Genomic DNA, 16,724 nt, shown 5'->3' on the forward strand with positions numbered 1-16,724 from the left:
GCCGTCGACTCGAGTCGTCGCTGCTCGGCCGCCGTTGGTTCGATCTCGCCACCCCTCAAATGCGGGGCTGATTCACACTACCACGTCAACTGTTATCAAGGTGTCTGGGGCGGGGAGGTCGGAGCGATGTCGGTTGAGTCGGAGCGAAGGCGTCGGCACGAGGAAACGCCGCTACCGCGGGTTCCCCGCGACGCGGCGCTCGAGAAGGGAAATGCGACTCGCCGCGGCGCGGTGTCGCTGCGGTCGAGTAGTGGGCGGTCACGTATCGCGGTCGGTCGCGACGGGAAGCGTGAACGAGAACGTCGTTCCGTCTCCGGGCTCGGACTCGACCCAGATCTCGCCGCCGTGGCGCTCGACGACGCGCTCGCACAGCGCCAGCCCGATTCCGGTTCCCGAGTGTTCGTCGCGGCTGTGTAGCCGCTCGAACACGTCGAAAATGCGGTCGGCCTCGTCGGGGTCGATACCAATCCCGTTATCCCGAACTGCGACCACACACTCCGCTCCGTCGCGTTCGGCAGTAACGCGAATCCGCGGCGGCCCCTCGCCGCTGTACTCGATGGCATTATCGAGCAGGTTCTGGAGGACCTGCCGGATCTGGCTGGGATCGCCCTCGATACGGGGAAGGTCCTCGGCGACGATCGCGGCGTCGTATTCCTCGATTTTCACCTGCAAGTCTTCGCGGACGTCCGTGAGGACGTCGTCTAACTCGACCGGTTCGAACGGGTTCGCCTGCGTCTGGACGCGGGAGTACTCGAGCAGGCCGTCGATCATCTCGCGCATCCGCTCGGCGCCGTCGACGGCGAACTCGAGGAATTCCCGACCCTCTTCGTCGAGATCGTCACTGTAGCGGTGCTCGATCATCTGCAGGTAGCTCGAGACCATCCGCAGGGGTTCCTGCAAGTCGTGGGAGGCGGCGTAGGCGAACCGCTCGAGGCGCTCGTTGGTCTTCTCGAGTTGCCGCTGGTACTCCTTGCGCTCGCTGATGTCGACGAGGGTAACGACCGCGCGACTCACCTCACCGTCCTCGTCCCGGATGGGCATGCCGTGATTCAGGACCGTGCGGCGCTCTCCGTCGAAGCCCTCGATTTCGATCTCGTCTGGATCGGGAACCTCTTCGCCCCGGACCGCTCGAGCGAGCGCCCATTCGTCGGGGTCGACCGGCTCGCCTGTATCCGCCCACCAGCCGTCGTATCGATCGTACTCGGCGATCGCCTCTGATTCGGCGACTTCCCCGCCCCAGACCGCTTCGGCCGCCTCGTTCCACTCGAGGATCCGGCCGTCGTCGTCGGCGACGAACACGGCGACCGGGAGCAACTCGATCAGCGTTCGGAGCTCCCGCTTTCGTTCTTCCATCGCCCGCTTGCGCTCCCTGCGTTCGGTGACGTCGCGCGATATCGCGAGGACGTACTCGCGATCTAGTTCGACGTGGGAGATGTCGATTTCCACCGGGAACGTGGTCCCGTCCTTCCGCCGATGCGTCCCTTCGAAGGTGGTTTCCCCCTCGGTTCGCAGGTCCGCGACGAAGGACTGCCACGCTTCCCGCGTCGGTAGTTCGGTATCGATATCGGGGACGGACAATTGGAGCAGTTCCGCTCGCGAGTAGCCCAGGGAGCGACAGGCGGTGTCGTTGCTGTCGAGAAACGCTCCCGTGTCGGGGTCGATCACGAACACGCTGTCGTTGGAGTGATCGAGCAGGGTTCGAAACAGTTCCAACTCCCGTTCGCGCTCCTTGCGCTCGGTGATGTCATTGAAGTAGACCGAGAGTCCGGTCTCCGATGGATAGATCCTCGCCTCGATCCAGAACCCGAGTAACTCCGAGAAGACTTCGAAGGTCGTCGCCTCTTGGTCTTCCATCGCTGCTCGGAGACTCTCCCGGACCTCGTCGGCGGTGGTCGACTCCGGGAACGTTTTCCAGAGGTCTGCTCCGAGCAACTCCTCTTCGGTCACGCCGAGGAGTTCCGCTGCCCGCTCGTTGACGTACGTAAACCGCCACTGGTCGTCCAGTGCGTAGAACGCATCGGTGACGCGTCCGTAGACCTCTTCCAGTTCGGCCTCGAGCGTGTCTCGATGCACTCGGAGCTCTCGTTCGCGCTCCTTGAGGTCCGTGACATCTTCGCCCGTCGTGACCACGCGGTCTATCCCCCCGTTCTCGTCGACGATCGGCGCCGCGTTGACCGACAGCCAGCGCCGGTCACCGCCCGGGAGTTCGATCTGGAGAATCTCGTCGTAGACCGGCTCGCCGGTTTCCAGGGTCCGGGAGAACGGGTGTTCTTCGATGGGGACTTGATCGCCGTTTTCGTCGTAGACCTCTCGATCCGAGGGCGAGTAGGAGTCGTCGTAGGCGTCGAGGAACTCCTTGATCCGCCCGTTCATCCTCGTGACCTCGCCCTCGTCGTCTAACACCTGGATACCGACGGGACTGGTTTCGAGGAGTCGGTCAGTCAAATCGCGCTCGCGCCGGAGCTGCTGTTCGCGTTCTTTGAGGCGCTGCTCGGTTCGGTTCCGATCGGTGATGTCGCGGACGACGCCCACCGTCCCCTGAAAACCGCCGTCGGCGGTTTCACCGCCTTCTCGAGGCGCCTCCGACGCCTCGCCGTCGACGAGGAGACTCAGCTGTAACTCGCAGTCGATTTCGTCGCCGTCGGCGGTGTGCGCCGCGAACTCGATCGCCTCCGCGTCCGGCTCGTCGCTCGAGAGCCGTCGCCGTATCTCCCGACCGATCCGCTCGACATCGTCCTCGTCGAGAAGCAGGGAGGCGGGTTCACCGAGGAGTTCCTCCCGGGCGTAGCCGGTCATCTCGACGATGGTATCGTTGACAGCGACGAATCGGCCTTCGCGGTCCAGTTGGTAGATCCCGTCGTCGACCGAATTCACGAGCGTCCGGTAGCGCTGGAGGGCCTCGGGTGCGTCCGCCTCCTCCCAACAGTTCACGTCGGTTTCCCCCGTCGCTCTCTCCATGCGAAAGGAGAATTTATCGAGTCCAATAAGTTCTCTGCACGGGATTCCGACTCGAGCACAAGTGGATTTCCCGACATGTGTTCGCTCCGGACCAGCGAAAGCTGCGCCGCCGAACCCGGTCACAGTCCCCACGGGTGCGTCTCCGGGGGCGTCTCCCCGTCCTCGAGTCCCAGCGGATGGAGCGCCTCGGTCTCCTCGAGGGCCGCTACGCTACCGTCGAGATCACGTAGAGGTTGATACAGACGGCGAGCGTCCAGGGAACGGCGAGTCCGGCGGGGACGACGGCTCGATAGGCGAGGGGGAGGAGAGGACGACAGACCAGCCCGATGACGATCGCCAGTCCCTTGAGAACGAACATGCCGACGAAGCCGTAGCCGTCGATCACGCTGCGGGCGACCGGGTTCGATTCGACTAACCCAAGCCGCAGTCCGGCGAACGTCGTCAGAACGTCCCCGAGCAGCGAGAGTGCGACGAAAACCCACAGCGCGCGCTCGAGGGCGGCCGGCGAGACCTCGAGCGGGAGTTCGAATCGTGAGTAGGCGCCGTCGGAGCTCATGGGCTCCCCGCCGGAGTCGAACCGGTCGTCGTGATCGAGCGTCGGGTGCGTGTCACGGTCACGCAAGGGTTCCACAACTCGTGGTATTGTTATGGGAACCGTAGGCGCTACGCCGTCCGCGTAACGCGTCGGTAACCGGTGCCGAACGTCATCGCGAGAGTCTCGAGGACGACCCAACTTTCGAACCGACGATACAGTTCGTCGTCGGTCGAGCGACTTGGGACGACCGTCAGTAGTCGGCACGGACCGAGTAGCGATCCTGCTGGGCGAGTCCAGTGAGTCCGTCTCAAACAGGATTTCATGAGGGGTGATCCCGGTGGCACCGAGCCGGTTCCGCCGGTAGTAGTCCGCTTCGGACGGGTAACCGATCGATACTGGTGTTTGACAATGCGAAACTCGAGCGATACGGAGCGCGATCGACACGTCGTTCGTCATCGGGAGGGCGGAAGCGGCTGCCGGACTGCGTCGGCAACGGCACAGAGGGAAAGAGAGGAGAGCGGTTCGCGTCGACCGCACCGATCTTTGGAGTTCGCCACGAGGGGATGAGGAGGATCGCGTGCCGTGGGACGCGAACCGATCGGGAGTGAGTCGTACGGGCGGGTGAACGGAGCCGAAGTCGGTCGCGGAAAAGTGCGACCCGCTTCGATCCGCGCTGCCCGGCCGTACTGCCTCCGTGGTCACCAGCACGGAGACATCGTACGCTGGACGGGCGACTGCCACCAACGCTCGCGTTCAGTCGTCCAGCTATTATATCGGGACTCGATCCGCGGATCCGAAACGGAAACGGCAACTGCAGGCAGAATCGCTTTCGACGATTTTGCCCTTGTATTCGATCCGAATCGACCCTCCCGTGTAGGTGAACATTAGCTTTGCCACCACGCGGGGTGCATCCGAGTTGAACTATCGAGTAGCGGCATGGAACGTACATATACCGAGCATCTCAGTCACCGTCTCGCGACGATCCGAGACCGGATCGAGGCAGGCATGGACCGTCGCGAGTTTCTCCGGACCCTGGTTACCGGCGGCTACGGGATTGGCGTCGCGGGGCTGCTCGGCGTCGACGACTTCCTCGCGGCTGACAACGGCGAGGTCCCGATCGTCACCGCGTTCGTCAGACCCGACCCCGACGACCCGTGGTCCCTCGAGAAGCGAACGAAGTACGTTCCCGCGGAGTGGTACGCCACCGTCCAGAAAGCGTTCGAGCTAAACGAGTTGCTGGCGCGGACGGCGTTTACCGGCTACCTCGGCAGCGCCGTCGTCCCCGGCTCCTACGACAGCGCTACCGCGTCCGTTTCCGTCGGCATCTCGAGCGACGCGGGTTCGATTCGCGAGGCGCTCGACGGCCTCGCCGACGACGTCTCGATCGATATCGAGACGATCATCGACATCGACGATATCGAACAGGGACCCGAGAACCTCGATCCGCAACTGGCGAACTCCATCACGAACGACGCGGTGCCGACCGGAATCGCCTGCGAAACGGCCAATAGTCTCGCGACGCTCGGACCCACGCTGTACGATCCCGACACCGAACGAGAGCTGTTCGTGACCGCTGAACACGCCTTTCAGGGCGGTGCAGAGGCGCACAGCGACGAACTCTTGTTGCCGCTCGAGAACAACGATTCGATCGAACTCGGCACCGTCGACCGCGCCCATCCGGCCGAGGACGTCGTCGCTATCGAGCCGTACGGAACCGTCGAACCGTCAGACAAGGTCGACACGCCGTCGACGGCCCGCGTTCGCGGCCAGTTCACGCGGCTCGGACTCGCCGATCTCGTCGCCCGCGACGCGGAACTCGAGAAGGTCGGCGCGGTGACCGGCCACACGGTCGGCAAGATTCAGGGGATCGACGCGGTTACCTGCTTCACCGACGACTTCTGTCGCTACGGTCAGATCCGCTGGGGCGGCGAGATGGACCTGACAGACGGCGACAGCGGGTCGGTGAGCTTCCATTCTGATCCCGAAGGCGAGGACGACGAGGTGCTCATCGCCGGGTTCAACAACGCCCGGACCTGGTGGCCGGGCCAGAGCTACGTCTGGGGCGTCAGCGCCTACAAAATAACCGAGGAGCACGGCTACTACTTCTGACCCGCGCTGTACCGATGATCGTTCACGACCACACGACGTCCGCGTTCGCCGCCACCGCCAGCCCGCACCGAACCCATGGCAACTGATACCGCATCCGGATCGAACCACGAATCGAATCGCGACCGTCGAACCGTCCGCGGCCTCGTGAGTACCGTCCTTCGCCTCCTCGTCGACCTGCTCGTCGCCACGGCCTGGGTCGTCTTCCTGACGCTGTTCTTCCTCGAAGTCGCGTGGCCACGGTGGGCGTTTTACGCGCTGCTCATCGCCGGGATCGGCGTCTACGTCACCGTTACGGCGGCGTGGCGTCGCGATTGAACGACTAAAAAATTGCCCGACGACGGCGACTACTCGAGGGCCTCCTCGAGTCGGTCGATCAGGTCGGCGTTGCCGACGTGGACCGGCGTCCGGTCGTGTAACGCGTCGGGTTCGACGGACAGCAGCGACTCGTCGCCGTTCGAGGACCGCCCCCCGGCGCGTTCGATGACGTAGCCGATGGGGTTGCCCTCGAACTGCAGTCGCAGTTTGCCTTCCGGACTGGACTCGAGGGCGGGATACGCGAAGACCCCGCCGTAAGTGAGCACCTGGTTGACGTCGGCGATCATCGCGCCGCCGTAGCGGAGTTTAAGCTCGTCCTCGACCTCGCGGGCGTAGCGCTCGAAGTCCGCGGGCCAGTCGGGGACGCGGCCGCCAAAGCCGTAGACAACCGGTTCGTCGGGCAGGGTGATGTCCCGCTCGATGAGTTGACGTTCACCGCCGGTCATCTCGTACTCGGCGACGGTCTCCTCGGTGGCGATCACCATTGTCGTGATCGGCCCGTAGAGGACGTATCCGGCCGCGATCAGGTCCTCGCCCGGAGCCGGCAGAGCGGCGTCGTAGACGCCGAAGATCGTCCCCATGGCGTTGTTGGACCTGAGATTCGAGGAGCCGTCCAGCGGGTCGACGGCGACCGCGTAGGCGTCGCTCGAGTCGGGGTCCGCACCGCAGTCCTCGGCTTCGGGGCGTTCTTCGCTGGCGTACTGCCCGACACCGTCGATCGCGGCGAGTCGCTCGCCGAGCATCTCGTCGGCCCAGACGTCGGCCTCCATCTGGGTCTCGCCGCTGGGGTTCTCCTCGTCGACGGCGCCGCGGCGGCCGATGAGCCCCTGCGTGATCTCGGTCGCCGACCGACTGATGGTGGCGACGACGTCCTCGACGACTGGATCGGACACCGTCATCCTATTCAGTCTGCTCGAGTGCGGCGTCGGCAGTCTCCTCCTCGTAGATGACCTTCTCGAGGGCGTCGAGCAGCCGGGTCGGGTCCTCGCGCTGCCAGACGTTGCGGCCGACGGCCAGCCCCGTCGCGCCGGCGTCGATCACGGCCTCGACGGTCGACAGGAACTCGTAGTCGGAGGTCTTCGAACCGCCGGACATGACGACGTTCATGTCGCCGGCACACTGCACCGCGTGAGCCATCGCGTCCTTGCTGCCGGGATACTTGACCTTCGCGATGTCGGCGCCCAGTTCGAGGGCCAGTCGGGTCGCATAGGAGATGGTACCCGGCTTGGTGTCGTTTTTCAGCCCCTGTCCGCGCGGGTACGACCACATGACCATCGGCAGGTCGTACTCGCGGCCCTTCTCCTGGGCGTCGCGGAACTCCTCGACCATCTCGATCTCGTGGTTCGAGCCGCCGTAGACGGTAAAGCCGAGGGCGTCGGCGCCGATTTCGGCGGCGTAGTCGACCGAACAGTTGACCGCCGAGTCCGGCTCGCCCATCCAGAGGTTCGACGTCCCGTTTAACTTCAACAGGAGGTTGACGTCGTCCTCGTAGCTGGGATAGTAGCCTTCGGCAATCCCCTTCTGGACGGCCATCGCGGTAACGGCGTCGTGGGTCGCCGTCTCGAAGACCGTCGATGGATCGAGCTTCTCCGGCACGTCTTCGAAGTCGACGGGCCCGTGCTCGAGCCCGTGGTCCATCGCGAGAATCAGTGACTTGCCGTCGCGAACGATCGGGGAGTCGTCGATCGGAATCATCTGTTAGACGGTGCACTAGGCCGCTATATATCTCTGATGGTCCGGATTATCGAAATTACGTACATTCGTAGTTATTAGCCCGACAGCGCCGCTCGAGTCGACTCGAGCGATCCCGTTAGATATCGAGCAGTTCCCGCGCGTTGTGTCGCCAGCTCCGGACGTGCAAGACGTCGAGGTTGAGGGCGGTGGCGACCGCGAAGGCGCTCACCGTCGCCAGCCGCTCCGCCGATCGAATGCCGGCCTCGGCCAGGTCGTCGGCGTCGTCGGGACCGACGCCTGTGACGGCGGTCACCGGCGTCGGTTTCGGATACGGCCGCTCGGAGGGTTTGTCGCGCTCGACGGCGGCGATCGGCGAGTGCTCGTACTCGAAGGACTGCCAGTCCTCGTCCCCGCTGACCGCGATCCACTCGCGCTCGGCAGCCCCGAGGCCCCGCACCTCGCTCGAGCGCCGCTCGAGGTCGCCGTCGCCCTCGAACGACCACGGCAGCGAGAACCGTCGTCGCAGCGCGTCCGCGGTCGCCTCGTCGAGCCCCGCGTCGAGCAACAGCCGGTAGGAGTACTCCTTCTTGCAGACCGCGTCGGGATCGACACCGGCGTTCTCGAGGCGTTCCCGCTCGCTGGACTCGAGTTCGCGGCCACGACCGCGGCCGTCGCGGTCGCCTCGTTTCCCATCGTCCGTTCGGCCCTGCGCTGATTCGTCGGCCGACTCGAGATAGTCGTCCTCGTCGAACGCGAGTTCGACGTGATCGGCGTCCTCGCCGGCGGCGTCGACGTCGAGATCAACCGAGATGCCGATCCCAAGATCGACCGTTTCGGTCCCGGCATCGGCGTCGGCTGCGCCGCTGGATTCGCTGTCCCCCTTCCCTCCCCGTTCGGTGACGGCGTCGTTCTTGCTCACACGGTTCACCAGTTACCGATAGCTCACACCCTCGATCCTTGAAGGTTACCCTCGGGATGAATGTCTCTTCTACCGAACGGTTCGATTCGGCCCTCGTCGACGGTTCGGGCTCAGTCCTCGAGCAGGGGCTCGAGTTCGGCGGCGAGAGTCTCGCCCATCGTAATCATCGCGTTGTCGCCGGGGTGGACCAGATCGGTCGTCAGCCCGCCGATCGTCGGGAGCAGTTCGGGTCCCTCGAGGAGGTGGACGTTCTCGTGGGTCGTTTCGGCGACGACCTCGCGCAGTTCCTCGCGGAACCGCTCGCAGAGTTCGGTCTCGCCGTTGCTCCGACAGACGTCCATGGCGTTGCGAAAGATGGTGATTGCGACGACCGGTTTGTCGGGATGGGCGCTCGCCACGCGGTCGATCAGCCGTTCGGCCCGCTCGCGGAATTCCGCGGGCTCGAACGTGCCGACCATGTTCACCGAGACCGAGAGCGTCGCGACGTCCCAGTCGTCGCGCTCGGCGATGTGGTCGGCCATCGCGGCGTCGCAGTAGGCGGTGCCGCAGGAGCCGAGATTGACGAGGTCGGCGTCGAGTCGGCGCGCCGTCTGGTCGACGTAGGTCAGGTGCTCGCCCAGCGGCGCCTCGCCCTCGGTGATCGAGGTGCCGTAGGCGAGGTAGCGCCGGTCGGGGAGTTCCTCGTTTCGCGGCGGCCGGATGTCGCCCTCGACGCCGTGGTAGACCATCGGCCCGCCGCGGTGCTCGCCCGGCAACCGGATCCGACAGACGCGGGGATCGAAGGCGAGGTCCTCGACGGCCGACGGCTCGAGGTCGGCGAGTTTCTCCGGCAGCGAGACCTCGATCGCGGTCGGCTCCGGGCCGACGACGACCTCCGTCGAGCCCTGGATCGGCCCCCAGAAGACGCGGACGGTTCCCTCCTCGGCGCTCCCGCCGGAGACCGTCGAGAGCGTTACCGTCGCGTCGCCGTCGGGGACGAACCGGAGTTCGACGCCCGCGGGATGGCGCATTCGGGACTGCGCGCCGTCGTTGAGTTCGGTCCGCACCGATTCCGGAACGCGCTGGAGCAACTGCCCGTCTCGACCCTCGACCGGTCGACGATCGCCGACGTTGTGGAACTGGATGCCGTCCTGTTGCATAGTTTACCCGACTTTCCCAGCGGCTTATAATTCTAGTTCCCGGTTCCTGCCCCTACGTTTACCAGTCGGTGCGTGTAACTCGAGGCATGGTTCGCGACCGAATCGAGCGGATCGGCGTCGTCGGCGCGGGAACGATGGGCAGCGGCATCGCGCAGGTCGCTGCGACCAACGGGTACGACGTCGTGATGCGCGACATCGAACAGGAGTTCGTCGAGAGCGGCTTCGAGACCATCGCGAACAGCCTTAACCGCCTCGAGAGTCGGGACGCCCTCGAGGATGATCCCGAGATGATCCGCGATCGGATCGAGGGGACGACGCTCATCGACGACTTATCGGACTGCGACCTCGTCGTCGAGGCCGCCCTCGAGGAGCTCGAGGTCAAGCAGGACGTCTTCGCCGATCTCGAGCGGGTCTGCGACGAGGACGTGTTGCTCGCGACGAACACGAGCACGCTCTCGATCACCTCGATCGCGAGCGACCTCGAGCACCCCGAACGGGTGATCGGCCTGCACTTCATGAACCCCGTCCCGATCATGGAGGGCGTCGAGGTGGTCGTCGGCGAGAAGACGACCGAGGCGGCGTCCGAGCTCGCACACGACCTCGCGGAGGACTTGGAAAAGACGACCTGGGAAGCCGACGATAAACCCGGCTTCGTCACTAACCGCATCCTGATGCCGTGGGTCAACGAAGGGATCCGGGCCTTCGACGAGGGCGTCGCGACGAAGGAGGACATCGACGCGGGGATGGAACTCGGCACGAACGTCCCCATGGGACCGCTGACGCTGGCGGATCACATCGGGCTGGACGTCTGCCTGCACGCCTCCGAGACCTTACACGAGGAACTCGGCGATCGCTACAAGCCCGCCTACCTCCTCAAACGGAAGGTCGAGGCCGGCGACCTCGGCAAGAAGACGGGCAAGGGATTCTACGAGTACGAGTAGCGCCGCGGGCGGTAGCCGGTACGAGTCGCGCCCTCGACTCGAGGGACACGAGTTACCGGAGTCCCACTGATCGACCCGGTTCCGACACCGAATCTTCTTGCCGTCTACAGACGTCGGTTCGCGCAATGAATCGATCGTCCGCCGCCGAATCCGACCCCGAACGCGGGTCCGAGAGCGATCGGCTCTCCGACCGCGTCCGCGACATCGAACCCCAGGGGATCCGCGTGATGTTCGAACTCGCTGCCGAGTACGAGCGCGAGCATGGGGACGAGGTCGACCTCGTCCACCTCGAGTTCGGCGAACCCGACTTCGACACGCCGGCACACGTCGTCGACGCGGCGTTCAAGGCCGCCCGCGACGGAGCGACCCGGTACACCTCGAACGCGGGCCTCCCGGCGCTCAGGGAGGTGATCGCCGAGACGCTGTCGTCCGACGGCAATCTGACGGTCGATCCCGAGTCGGAACTCGTCGTCACGAACGGCGGCGTCGAGGCGCTGCATCTCGCGATCCAGACGGTCGTCGACCCCGGCGAGGAGGTCGTCGTACCGACGCCCGCCTGGCCGAACCCGATCTCGCAGGCGAAACTCGCCGACGGCGTCCCCGTGGAGGTGCCGATGCCGGCCGAAGAGGGTTTCGAACCCGACGCCGATCGGATCGTCGACGCCATCGGCCCGAACACGGCGGCGGTCACGCTGACCTCGCCCTCGAACCCGACTGGCCGGGCGTACGCTGCGGACGCAATCGAACGCGTCGTCGACGCTGCGGCCGAGCACGACGCCTACGTGCTCGCCGACGAAGTCTACCGGCAACTCACTTACGACGAGATTCCGCCTCGAGTCGCGAGCGTCGCCGACCGCGACGACCGGGTGCTCTCGATCGACTCCTTCTCGAAGGCCTATGCGATGACCGGCTGGCGCGTCGGCTGGCTCTCCGGTCCCGAGGACGTCGTCGCGCAGATCGCGAAGATCCACGAGAGCACGACCTCCTGCGTCAACACGCCCGCCCAGTACGCCGCAATCGAGGCGCTGACCGGACCGCAGGAGCCGTTCCGCGAAATGGTCGCCGCCTTCCGTTCCCGCCGGGACTACGTCGTCGACCGCCTCGAGTCGATCCCCCGCGTGTCCGTCGCCGAACCTGAGGGGGCCTTCTACGCGTTCGTCGACGTGAGCGCGCTCGAGGGGTCGAGCGTGGACGTCGCCAAACGGCTCCTCTACGAGCAGGGCGTCGTCACGGCGCCGGGGCGGGCCTTCGGCGACGGCGGCGAGGGACACCTCCGGCTGAGCTTCGCGAACGACCGCGACCGGCTCGAACTGGGACTCGATCGGCTCGAGGCGTTGGTTCGAACCGAACTGGGCGCCGAGTGACCGTTCCGGACGTCGGCGCTGCCGTCTCGAGAGAAGTGAAGAAACGGTCTCCCATCCACTGTCACTGAGCGTACCGCAATCACTCGTTGTCGAACGCGACGATTCCCTCGGCGGTGGCGACGAGACAGACGCTATCGGCGAGGGTGACCGACTGGCCGTAGTCGTCGAAGCCGTGGCGTTCGAGGACGGCCCCGCGTGCGGGATCGACGAGGCGGACCTATTGATTCCCGACGCCGCGACTCCGGATCGCGACCACCGGTCAAACACCCGTTCGATCCACCTCAATGTTTTTATATCTTATATTCTAATGTGGGAAATATGCGGCCATCCCGCCTCGCGATCGTCGCCCTCCTCTGTCTCGTCGGTCTCGCGGGAATCGCCGTCGTCGCGGGCGCACCGCCGCCGACGGAACTCTGCGGGGTCTGTAGCTCCGACGTGTCCGACAGGGCGGGGATCGACGGCGCGACCGGGGCGGGGACGCTCGATATCCACGTCGACGAACGCGGCGATTCGCTCTGGCGGGCTCGTGTCCCCGTCAACTCCTCGGCCGCCGAGCGATACCGGACCAACGAGAGCGTGCTCGAGGCCGCGGTCGACGACGCGTGGACGCCCTATCACGCGGCTGAGGGCGACGTCGGCGCCGTCGAATCGACGCTCGAGGGGGAGACGGTGGTCGTCGAGTACGCCGTCGACGACGTCGCCAGGCAGGGCGTCGGTGACGCCTGGATCGTCGATTACTTCGCTCTCGGAACGTCGAACGCTCGCTACGGCCGGACGGCCGATCGCGTGACGATCCACGCGCCCGAGGGGACGGAAATCACGAACCGCGTCCCGGACGCCGCGGTGGACGAGAATACCGCAACGTGGACGGACGACGCCGAGTTCGACAGGCAGACGTACGTCACCTACGGCAGCGGCGGCGTCCTCGGAGCGGCGGCCGGTTACGCCACGATCGGCCTCGAGGTCGGGCCGACGGCCCTCGAGCACGGGGTGTACGGCGGCGCCGCGCTCGGGCTACTCGTCGGACTCGTCGGCGTTGCAGTCTGTCGAGCCGATCTGGGGATCGCCGTCTTCGACGCCGCGACGCTCGAGCGACTGATCGTAACCGTCGGCGCTGTCGGGGCGGCAGGCTTCCTCGTCGTCGGCGTGGTTGCGACCGACGCCGGCCTCGCGCCGGGCGCCGTCGCGCCGGCCTCGCTCGGGGTCGGGTACGCCCTGCTGGGAAGTGCGGCGCGCCGCCTCGGCCGTCGGCTCGAGACCCGCGGGCTCGTCGGACTATCGCTCCTCGCGACGGTCGTCACCGGCGGGGTCGCCCTCCTGCTTGCCGGCCCGCCGGTGTACGCGATTCCGCTTTGTTTCGGCGCGGCCACCGCGCTCTGTCTTCCGATCGGGTACGTCGCCGAGCGCGGACGATTCCCGGTTGCGCTCGTCGCGGGCGCCGCGGTCGCGCCGATCGTCGCGATCGCGAGCGTCGCTCCCGTCTCCGCGTTCGGCTACGGACCGGCTCTGTACGGCCTCCTCTTGTTGCCGTGGGTCGCGGCCGTCGCCGCCTTCGGCTACCCGCTCGCGCTGCTCGGCCGACGGCTCGCGCTCGGCCTCGACTGATAAATCGAGGCTGGAGTCGGACCGAACGGCGGTCGGAAAGCGGACGAGCGAGCCGTTCGGCGCGGACCGTTCCGATCGCTGACGCATGCGTAGCTGTAAGCAGACTGGCGTCGAAGGGCCCGATATGGGCCGAAACGTCCACCTCAACGACATCGAGCCGGTGCTCGAGGAACTCGATTATCCGGTCTCTCGAGACGCGGTCGCCGACCAGTGCGACGACGTGACGCTGGTCTTGGCCGACGGCGAGGAGAACCTCGGTGACCTCGTCGCCGGATCGGGCGCCGACGAGTTCTCGTCGACGGACGATCTGCAATCGGAAGTGTTCAACCTCCTCCCTCGCCACGCCGTCGGCGAGCCCTATCAGTCAGAAGGGGAAGGATAAGCGTACGGAACGCCATCAGCGCCGAACCCGGCTCAGCAGACTCGAAGTGGTGGTCTCAGGATCGCCGACCGACTCGAGGTCTCCGGATGGAGGACGGATTGCGCTCACGTCCCCGTCGACGCGACAGCCGACACCGGATCCGAGAGTCGCGCCGTTAGACGCGTGCGAAACCGACGAGTGAAGCGGTCAGTGGTGTAACGGTTTCTCCGCCATCTCCTTGCGCAGTTCGGCCAGGTTCGACCGCGAGACGCCGTCCTCGAACTGCTGGAGCAACGCGAAGACCTCGGCTCGAGAGACCTTGACGTCGCCCTCGCGGACGACGTCCTCGGGTCGCTCTCGAAGTTCGCGGAGCGTCCCGACGGCCAGCAGGTAGGGAATCGCCCACGCGGAGAGCCGGTTACCGTGGTGTTCGGGGACGACCTCGAGGTACCGTTGGGCGTCGTCGAGGTAGCGCTCGGCGCGGCCTGTCACCCGCTTGATGACGTTCGTGACGCCACCGTGGTGGGCCTCGTCGGTGACCGCCTCGACGTCGACGTTCTCCGCCGCGAGCCACTCGGCGGGGAGGTAGACGTTGTTCTCCTCGTGGTAGTCGTCCTCGACGTCTTTCGCGATGTTGACCAGTTGCAAGAGGAGGGCGAACGAACGGGCGTTCTCCCGCATCTCATCGGCCCGCTCTCGGGAGGTGCCGCGGGCGACCAGCCCGGTGATCAGCGTCCCGACGGTGCCGGCGGCGTACCAGCAGTACTCCTCGAGTTCCTCGACGGTCTGTAAGCGCAGTCCGCCCTCGGTGGCGTAGCGGTCGGTGAACATCGCCATGCCGTCGACGAGTTCCCGAACCGGTTCGCGCATGATCTCGCGGGGCTCGTCGGCAAGCGACTCGAAGGTCCTCAGCACTCGCGGCGTCTGGGCGACGACCTCCCAGTCGTCGCCGCGTTCCTCGGGGAGCCACGGCTCGACGTCGGTCATGAACTCCGAGACGGTTCGGTCGGCATCCGGATCGAGCACGCGATCGTATTCGGTGAGCAATTCCGTCTGCGTTTCCGGCGGAATGTGTCCTGCGTCTTCGATCGTGTCGGCGACCCGACAGAGGAGGTATCCCAGACAGATGTGTCTCGCCATCGGCTCCTCGAGCCGATCGATCGTTATCGAAAAGGTCCGCGAAACGCCGTGAACCGCGTCGTAACACCACTCCAGGTCGGCGTCAGTTGGAGGTTCGGGCTGGCCCGTGGTCATCTACTCGAGTCCATTTCGACCTCTCCCGGGAAAAACACCCCGGTCGCGGCGTGTTCTTCCGGTCGACGTGAACGTCGGCGTCCAAACCCGGGGACGGGAGAGGGGCGGCGAGAGCGCGCCGGCGGCCCGGCAGTTCCCGCCGCAATTCGTTTCCCGCCGCGCGGCCAAAGCGCGGTCGTGACTCGGAACGTACTCGTCGCCGGCGCACACGGACAGGTGGGACAGCACGTCACCGAACTGCTCGCCGAGCGCGGCGACACCGCTCGAGCGATGGTCCGCGATCCGGACCAGACCGACGAGGTGGAAGCACTGGGCGGCGACCCCGTCGTCGCGGATCTGACCGAGGACGTCGCGGACGCGGTCGAAGGCTGCGACGCGATCATCTTCGCCGCCGGCTCGGGCGGCGAGGACGTCTACGGCGTCGACCGCGACGGCGCGATCAACCTGATCGACGCCGCCGAAGACGCGGGAATTGACCGCTTCGTCATGCTCAGTTCGATGGGCGCCGACGACCCGGAGTCGGGCCCTGACGCCCTCGAGGACTACCTGATCGCCAAGGCCGAGGCCGACGAGTACCTCCGACAGAGCGACCTGCAGGAGACGATCGTCCGGCCGGGCGAACTGACGACCGACTCCGGAACCGGGACGGTCGAAGTCGGCGACGACATCGGGCTGAACGCCGGCAATATCCCCCGCGAGGACGTCGCCCGGACGCTCGTGGTCGCGCTCGAGCACGACGAACTGATCGGTGAGACGTTCGAACTCCTCTCGGGCGACGAACCGATTGAGGAGGCCCTCGAGACGATCGCCCCGCGATGACGAGAGACGGACGAGTACGCTCGTGTTGCCCCGACGAACCGTCCGTCGTCGCCGCGGTCAGAGCACCGTTCGAACGAGACGCGACTCCGCCTTCTGGAGGTGTTCCGCCGTAGTACTGCGCGCACAGTCCAGTTCCGCGGCCACGTCTTCGATCGTCGCCTCGCGCGGGGTCTCGTAATAGCCCACCGCCTTCGCGGTGGCGAGCGTCTCCCGCTGGCGCGACGTGAGCGCGGCGTCGACGGTCTCCCGCGGCGTGTCGTACTCCCCGACGCGCTCGACCGCGACGTCGATCCCGTCCGGAACGGCCGCCAGCGCCGCCCGGAGCGCGTCGCCCTCACCGACGACCCCAAAGCGTACCCCGCCGTCGTCCTCGTAGGTCAATGGTGGGAGGACAACCAGTCCGTCCCGCGTGAACGCGCCGTACAGCGTCCGTTCGACTTCGGTCGTCCGACCCTGCGTGTAACAGTAGCACCGCCGTTCGTCGATTCGGGTGACGCCGAACGACTCGATCTCGGGAATCGACTCGAGCGCGTCGGCGAGACGTTCGGGATCACCGACGACGTAGAACAGGATCGCGGGGACGTTGACGTCCGTGGTGTTCCAGTGAAGCATCCGGACGCGGTCGACGAATTCCCGTTCCGTCATGGCCGTGTGCACCGGATGGATTTCGCGGTCCGTCGGCCGGACGGTCAGCCGGAGATACCTCATCGGTCGGCGGTTCGGTCGGCGAT

The 16,724-nt window shown here is 66.1% G+C and carries 15 protein-coding genes; 7 read left to right on the forward strand and 8 right to left on the reverse strand.

Annotated features, from left to right (window positions below; all coding sequences use genetic code 11):
- Positions 1 to 258 precede the first annotated feature (258 nt).
- Entirely contained in the window at positions 259 to 2,958 is a 2,700-nt protein-coding gene (locus EH209_RS12150; protein WP_126663143.1) for a PAS domain-containing sensor histidine kinase, read from the reverse strand.
- Positions 2,959 to 3,163: 205 nt separating this feature from the next.
- On the reverse strand, positions 3,164 to 3,514 hold the full coding sequence (locus tag EH209_RS12155; RefSeq protein WP_229380246.1) for a DUF5658 family protein: 351 nt from the start codon (positions 3,512 to 3,514) through the stop codon (positions 3,164 to 3,166).
- Positions 3,515 to 4,429: 915 nt separating this feature from the next.
- Between EH209_RS12155 and EH209_RS12160 the strand changes: the two genes are divergently transcribed.
- Together EH209_RS12160 and EH209_RS12165 are read left to right on the forward strand one after the other, a co-directional pair.
- A complete protein-coding gene (locus EH209_RS12160) occupies positions 4,430 to 5,602 on the forward strand; it encodes a hypothetical protein (protein ID WP_211338352.1) in 1,173 nt (390 codons plus the stop codon).
- A gap of 75 nt (positions 5,603 to 5,677) precedes the next feature.
- Positions 5,678 to 5,917, forward strand: a complete 240-nt coding sequence (locus tag EH209_RS12165; protein WP_126663145.1) for a hypothetical protein — start codon at positions 5,678 to 5,680, stop codon at positions 5,915 to 5,917.
- A 29-nt stretch (positions 5,918 to 5,946) separates the two neighbouring features.
- Here EH209_RS12165 and EH209_RS12170 read toward each other — a convergent pair whose 3' ends face one another.
- The 4 genes from EH209_RS12170 to EH209_RS12185 form a co-directional block, all read right to left on the reverse strand.
- Positions 5,947 to 6,816 carry a class 1 fructose-bisphosphatase gene (locus EH209_RS12170; protein ID WP_126663146.1) on the reverse strand — a complete coding sequence of 290 codons (870 nt, stop codon included), beginning with the start codon at positions 6,814 to 6,816 and terminating at the stop codon, positions 5,947 to 5,949.
- A 1-nt stretch (position 6,817) separates the two neighbouring features.
- Positions 6,818 to 7,612: a class I fructose-bisphosphate aldolase gene (locus tag EH209_RS12175; RefSeq protein ID WP_126663147.1), complete on the reverse strand. Its 795-nt coding sequence runs from the start codon at positions 7,610 to 7,612 to the stop codon at positions 6,818 to 6,820.
- A 115-nt stretch (positions 7,613 to 7,727) separates the two neighbouring features.
- Entirely contained in the window at positions 7,728 to 8,510 is a 783-nt protein-coding gene (locus EH209_RS12180; RefSeq protein ID WP_126663148.1) for a hypothetical protein, read from the reverse strand.
- 110 nt (positions 8,511 to 8,620) lie between these two features.
- Positions 8,621 to 9,649, reverse strand: a complete 1,029-nt coding sequence (locus EH209_RS12185; RefSeq protein ID WP_126663149.1) for an SGNH/GDSL hydrolase family protein — start codon at positions 9,647 to 9,649, stop codon at positions 8,621 to 8,623.
- Positions 9,650 to 9,735: 86 nt separating this feature from the next.
- On the opposite strand from EH209_RS12185, the gene EH209_RS12190 reads away from it, so the two are divergent.
- From EH209_RS12190 to EH209_RS12205, 4 genes are all read left to right on the forward strand, one after another.
- Positions 9,736 to 10,590: a 3-hydroxyacyl-CoA dehydrogenase family protein gene (locus tag EH209_RS12190; RefSeq protein WP_126663150.1), complete on the forward strand. Its 855-nt coding sequence runs from the start codon at positions 9,736 to 9,738 to the stop codon at positions 10,588 to 10,590.
- A gap of 125 nt (positions 10,591 to 10,715) precedes the next feature.
- On the forward strand, positions 10,716 to 11,954 hold the full coding sequence (locus EH209_RS12195) for a pyridoxal phosphate-dependent aminotransferase (protein WP_126663151.1): 1,239 nt from the start codon (positions 10,716 to 10,718) through the stop codon (positions 11,952 to 11,954).
- A 318-nt stretch (positions 11,955 to 12,272) separates the two neighbouring features.
- A complete protein-coding gene (locus EH209_RS12200; RefSeq protein ID WP_126663152.1) occupies positions 12,273 to 13,559 on the forward strand; it encodes a hypothetical protein in 1,287 nt (428 codons plus the stop codon).
- A 124-nt stretch (positions 13,560 to 13,683) separates the two neighbouring features.
- Complete coding sequence (locus tag EH209_RS12205) at positions 13,684 to 13,941, forward strand: DUF5789 family protein (protein WP_126663153.1); 258 nt, start codon at positions 13,684 to 13,686, stop codon at positions 13,939 to 13,941.
- 186 nt (positions 13,942 to 14,127) lie between these two features.
- Here EH209_RS12205 and EH209_RS12210 read toward each other — a convergent pair whose 3' ends face one another.
- Positions 14,128 to 15,174, reverse strand: coding sequence for a phytoene/squalene synthase family protein (locus EH209_RS12210; protein WP_126663154.1), 1,047 nt, complete (start codon positions 15,172 to 15,174; stop codon positions 14,128 to 14,130).
- Between the two features lie 177 nt (positions 15,175 to 15,351).
- On the opposite strand from EH209_RS12210, the gene EH209_RS12215 reads away from it, so the two are divergent.
- The gene (locus EH209_RS12215; RefSeq protein WP_126663155.1) at positions 15,352 to 15,993 is read left to right on the forward strand and encodes an SDR family oxidoreductase; all 642 of its coding nucleotides are present in this window, start codon (positions 15,352 to 15,354) and stop codon (positions 15,991 to 15,993) included.
- A gap of 57 nt (positions 15,994 to 16,050) precedes the next feature.
- Here EH209_RS12215 and EH209_RS12220 read toward each other — a convergent pair whose 3' ends face one another.
- The gene (locus EH209_RS12220) at positions 16,051 to 16,701 is read right to left on the reverse strand and encodes a helix-turn-helix domain-containing protein (RefSeq protein WP_126663156.1); all 651 of its coding nucleotides are present in this window, start codon (positions 16,699 to 16,701) and stop codon (positions 16,051 to 16,053) included.
- Between the last annotated feature and the right edge of the window lie 23 nt (positions 16,702 to 16,724).

Source organism: Haloterrigena salifodinae, from assembly GCF_003977755.1.
GTDB lineage: Archaea > Halobacteriota > Halobacteria > Halobacteriales > Natrialbaceae > Haloterrigena > Haloterrigena salifodinae.

Coding starts and splice junctions, on each gene's coding strand:
- EH209_RS12185 (WP_126663149.1), bottom strand. CDS start 9,649: ATGCAACAGGACGGCATCCAGTTCCACAACGTCGGCGATCGTCGACCG.
- EH209_RS12160 (WP_211338352.1), top strand. CDS start 4,430: ATGGAACGTACATATACCGAGCATCTCAGTCACCGTCTCGCGACGATC.
- EH209_RS12155 (WP_229380246.1), bottom strand. CDS start 3,514: ATGAGCTCCGACGGCGCCTACTCACGATTCGAACTCCCGCTCGAGGTC.
- EH209_RS12175 (WP_126663147.1), bottom strand. CDS start 7,612: ATGATTCCGATCGACGACTCCCCGATCGTTCGCGACGGCAAGTCACTG.
- EH209_RS12165 (WP_126663145.1), top strand. CDS start 5,678: ATGGCAACTGATACCGCATCCGGATCGAACCACGAATCGAATCGCGAC.
- EH209_RS12220 (WP_126663156.1), bottom strand. CDS start 16,701: ATGAGGTATCTCCGGCTGACCGTCCGGCCGACGGACCGCGAAATCCAT.
- EH209_RS12170 (WP_126663146.1), bottom strand. CDS start 6,816: ATGACGGTGTCCGATCCAGTCGTCGAGGACGTCGTCGCCACCATCAGT.
- EH209_RS12150 (WP_126663143.1), bottom strand. CDS start 2,958: ATGGAGAGAGCGACGGGGGAAACCGACGTGAACTGTTGGGAGGAGGCG.
- EH209_RS12190 (WP_126663150.1), top strand. CDS start 9,736: ATGGTTCGCGACCGAATCGAGCGGATCGGCGTCGTCGGCGCGGGAACG.
- EH209_RS12205 (WP_126663153.1), top strand. CDS start 13,684: ATGGGCCGAAACGTCCACCTCAACGACATCGAGCCGGTGCTCGAGGAA.
- EH209_RS12210 (WP_126663154.1), bottom strand. CDS start 15,174: ATGACCACGGGCCAGCCCGAACCTCCAACTGACGCCGACCTGGAGTGG.
- EH209_RS12200 (WP_126663152.1), top strand. CDS start 12,273: ATGCGGCCATCCCGCCTCGCGATCGTCGCCCTCCTCTGTCTCGTCGGT.
- EH209_RS12195 (WP_126663151.1), top strand. CDS start 10,716: ATGAATCGATCGTCCGCCGCCGAATCCGACCCCGAACGCGGGTCCGAG.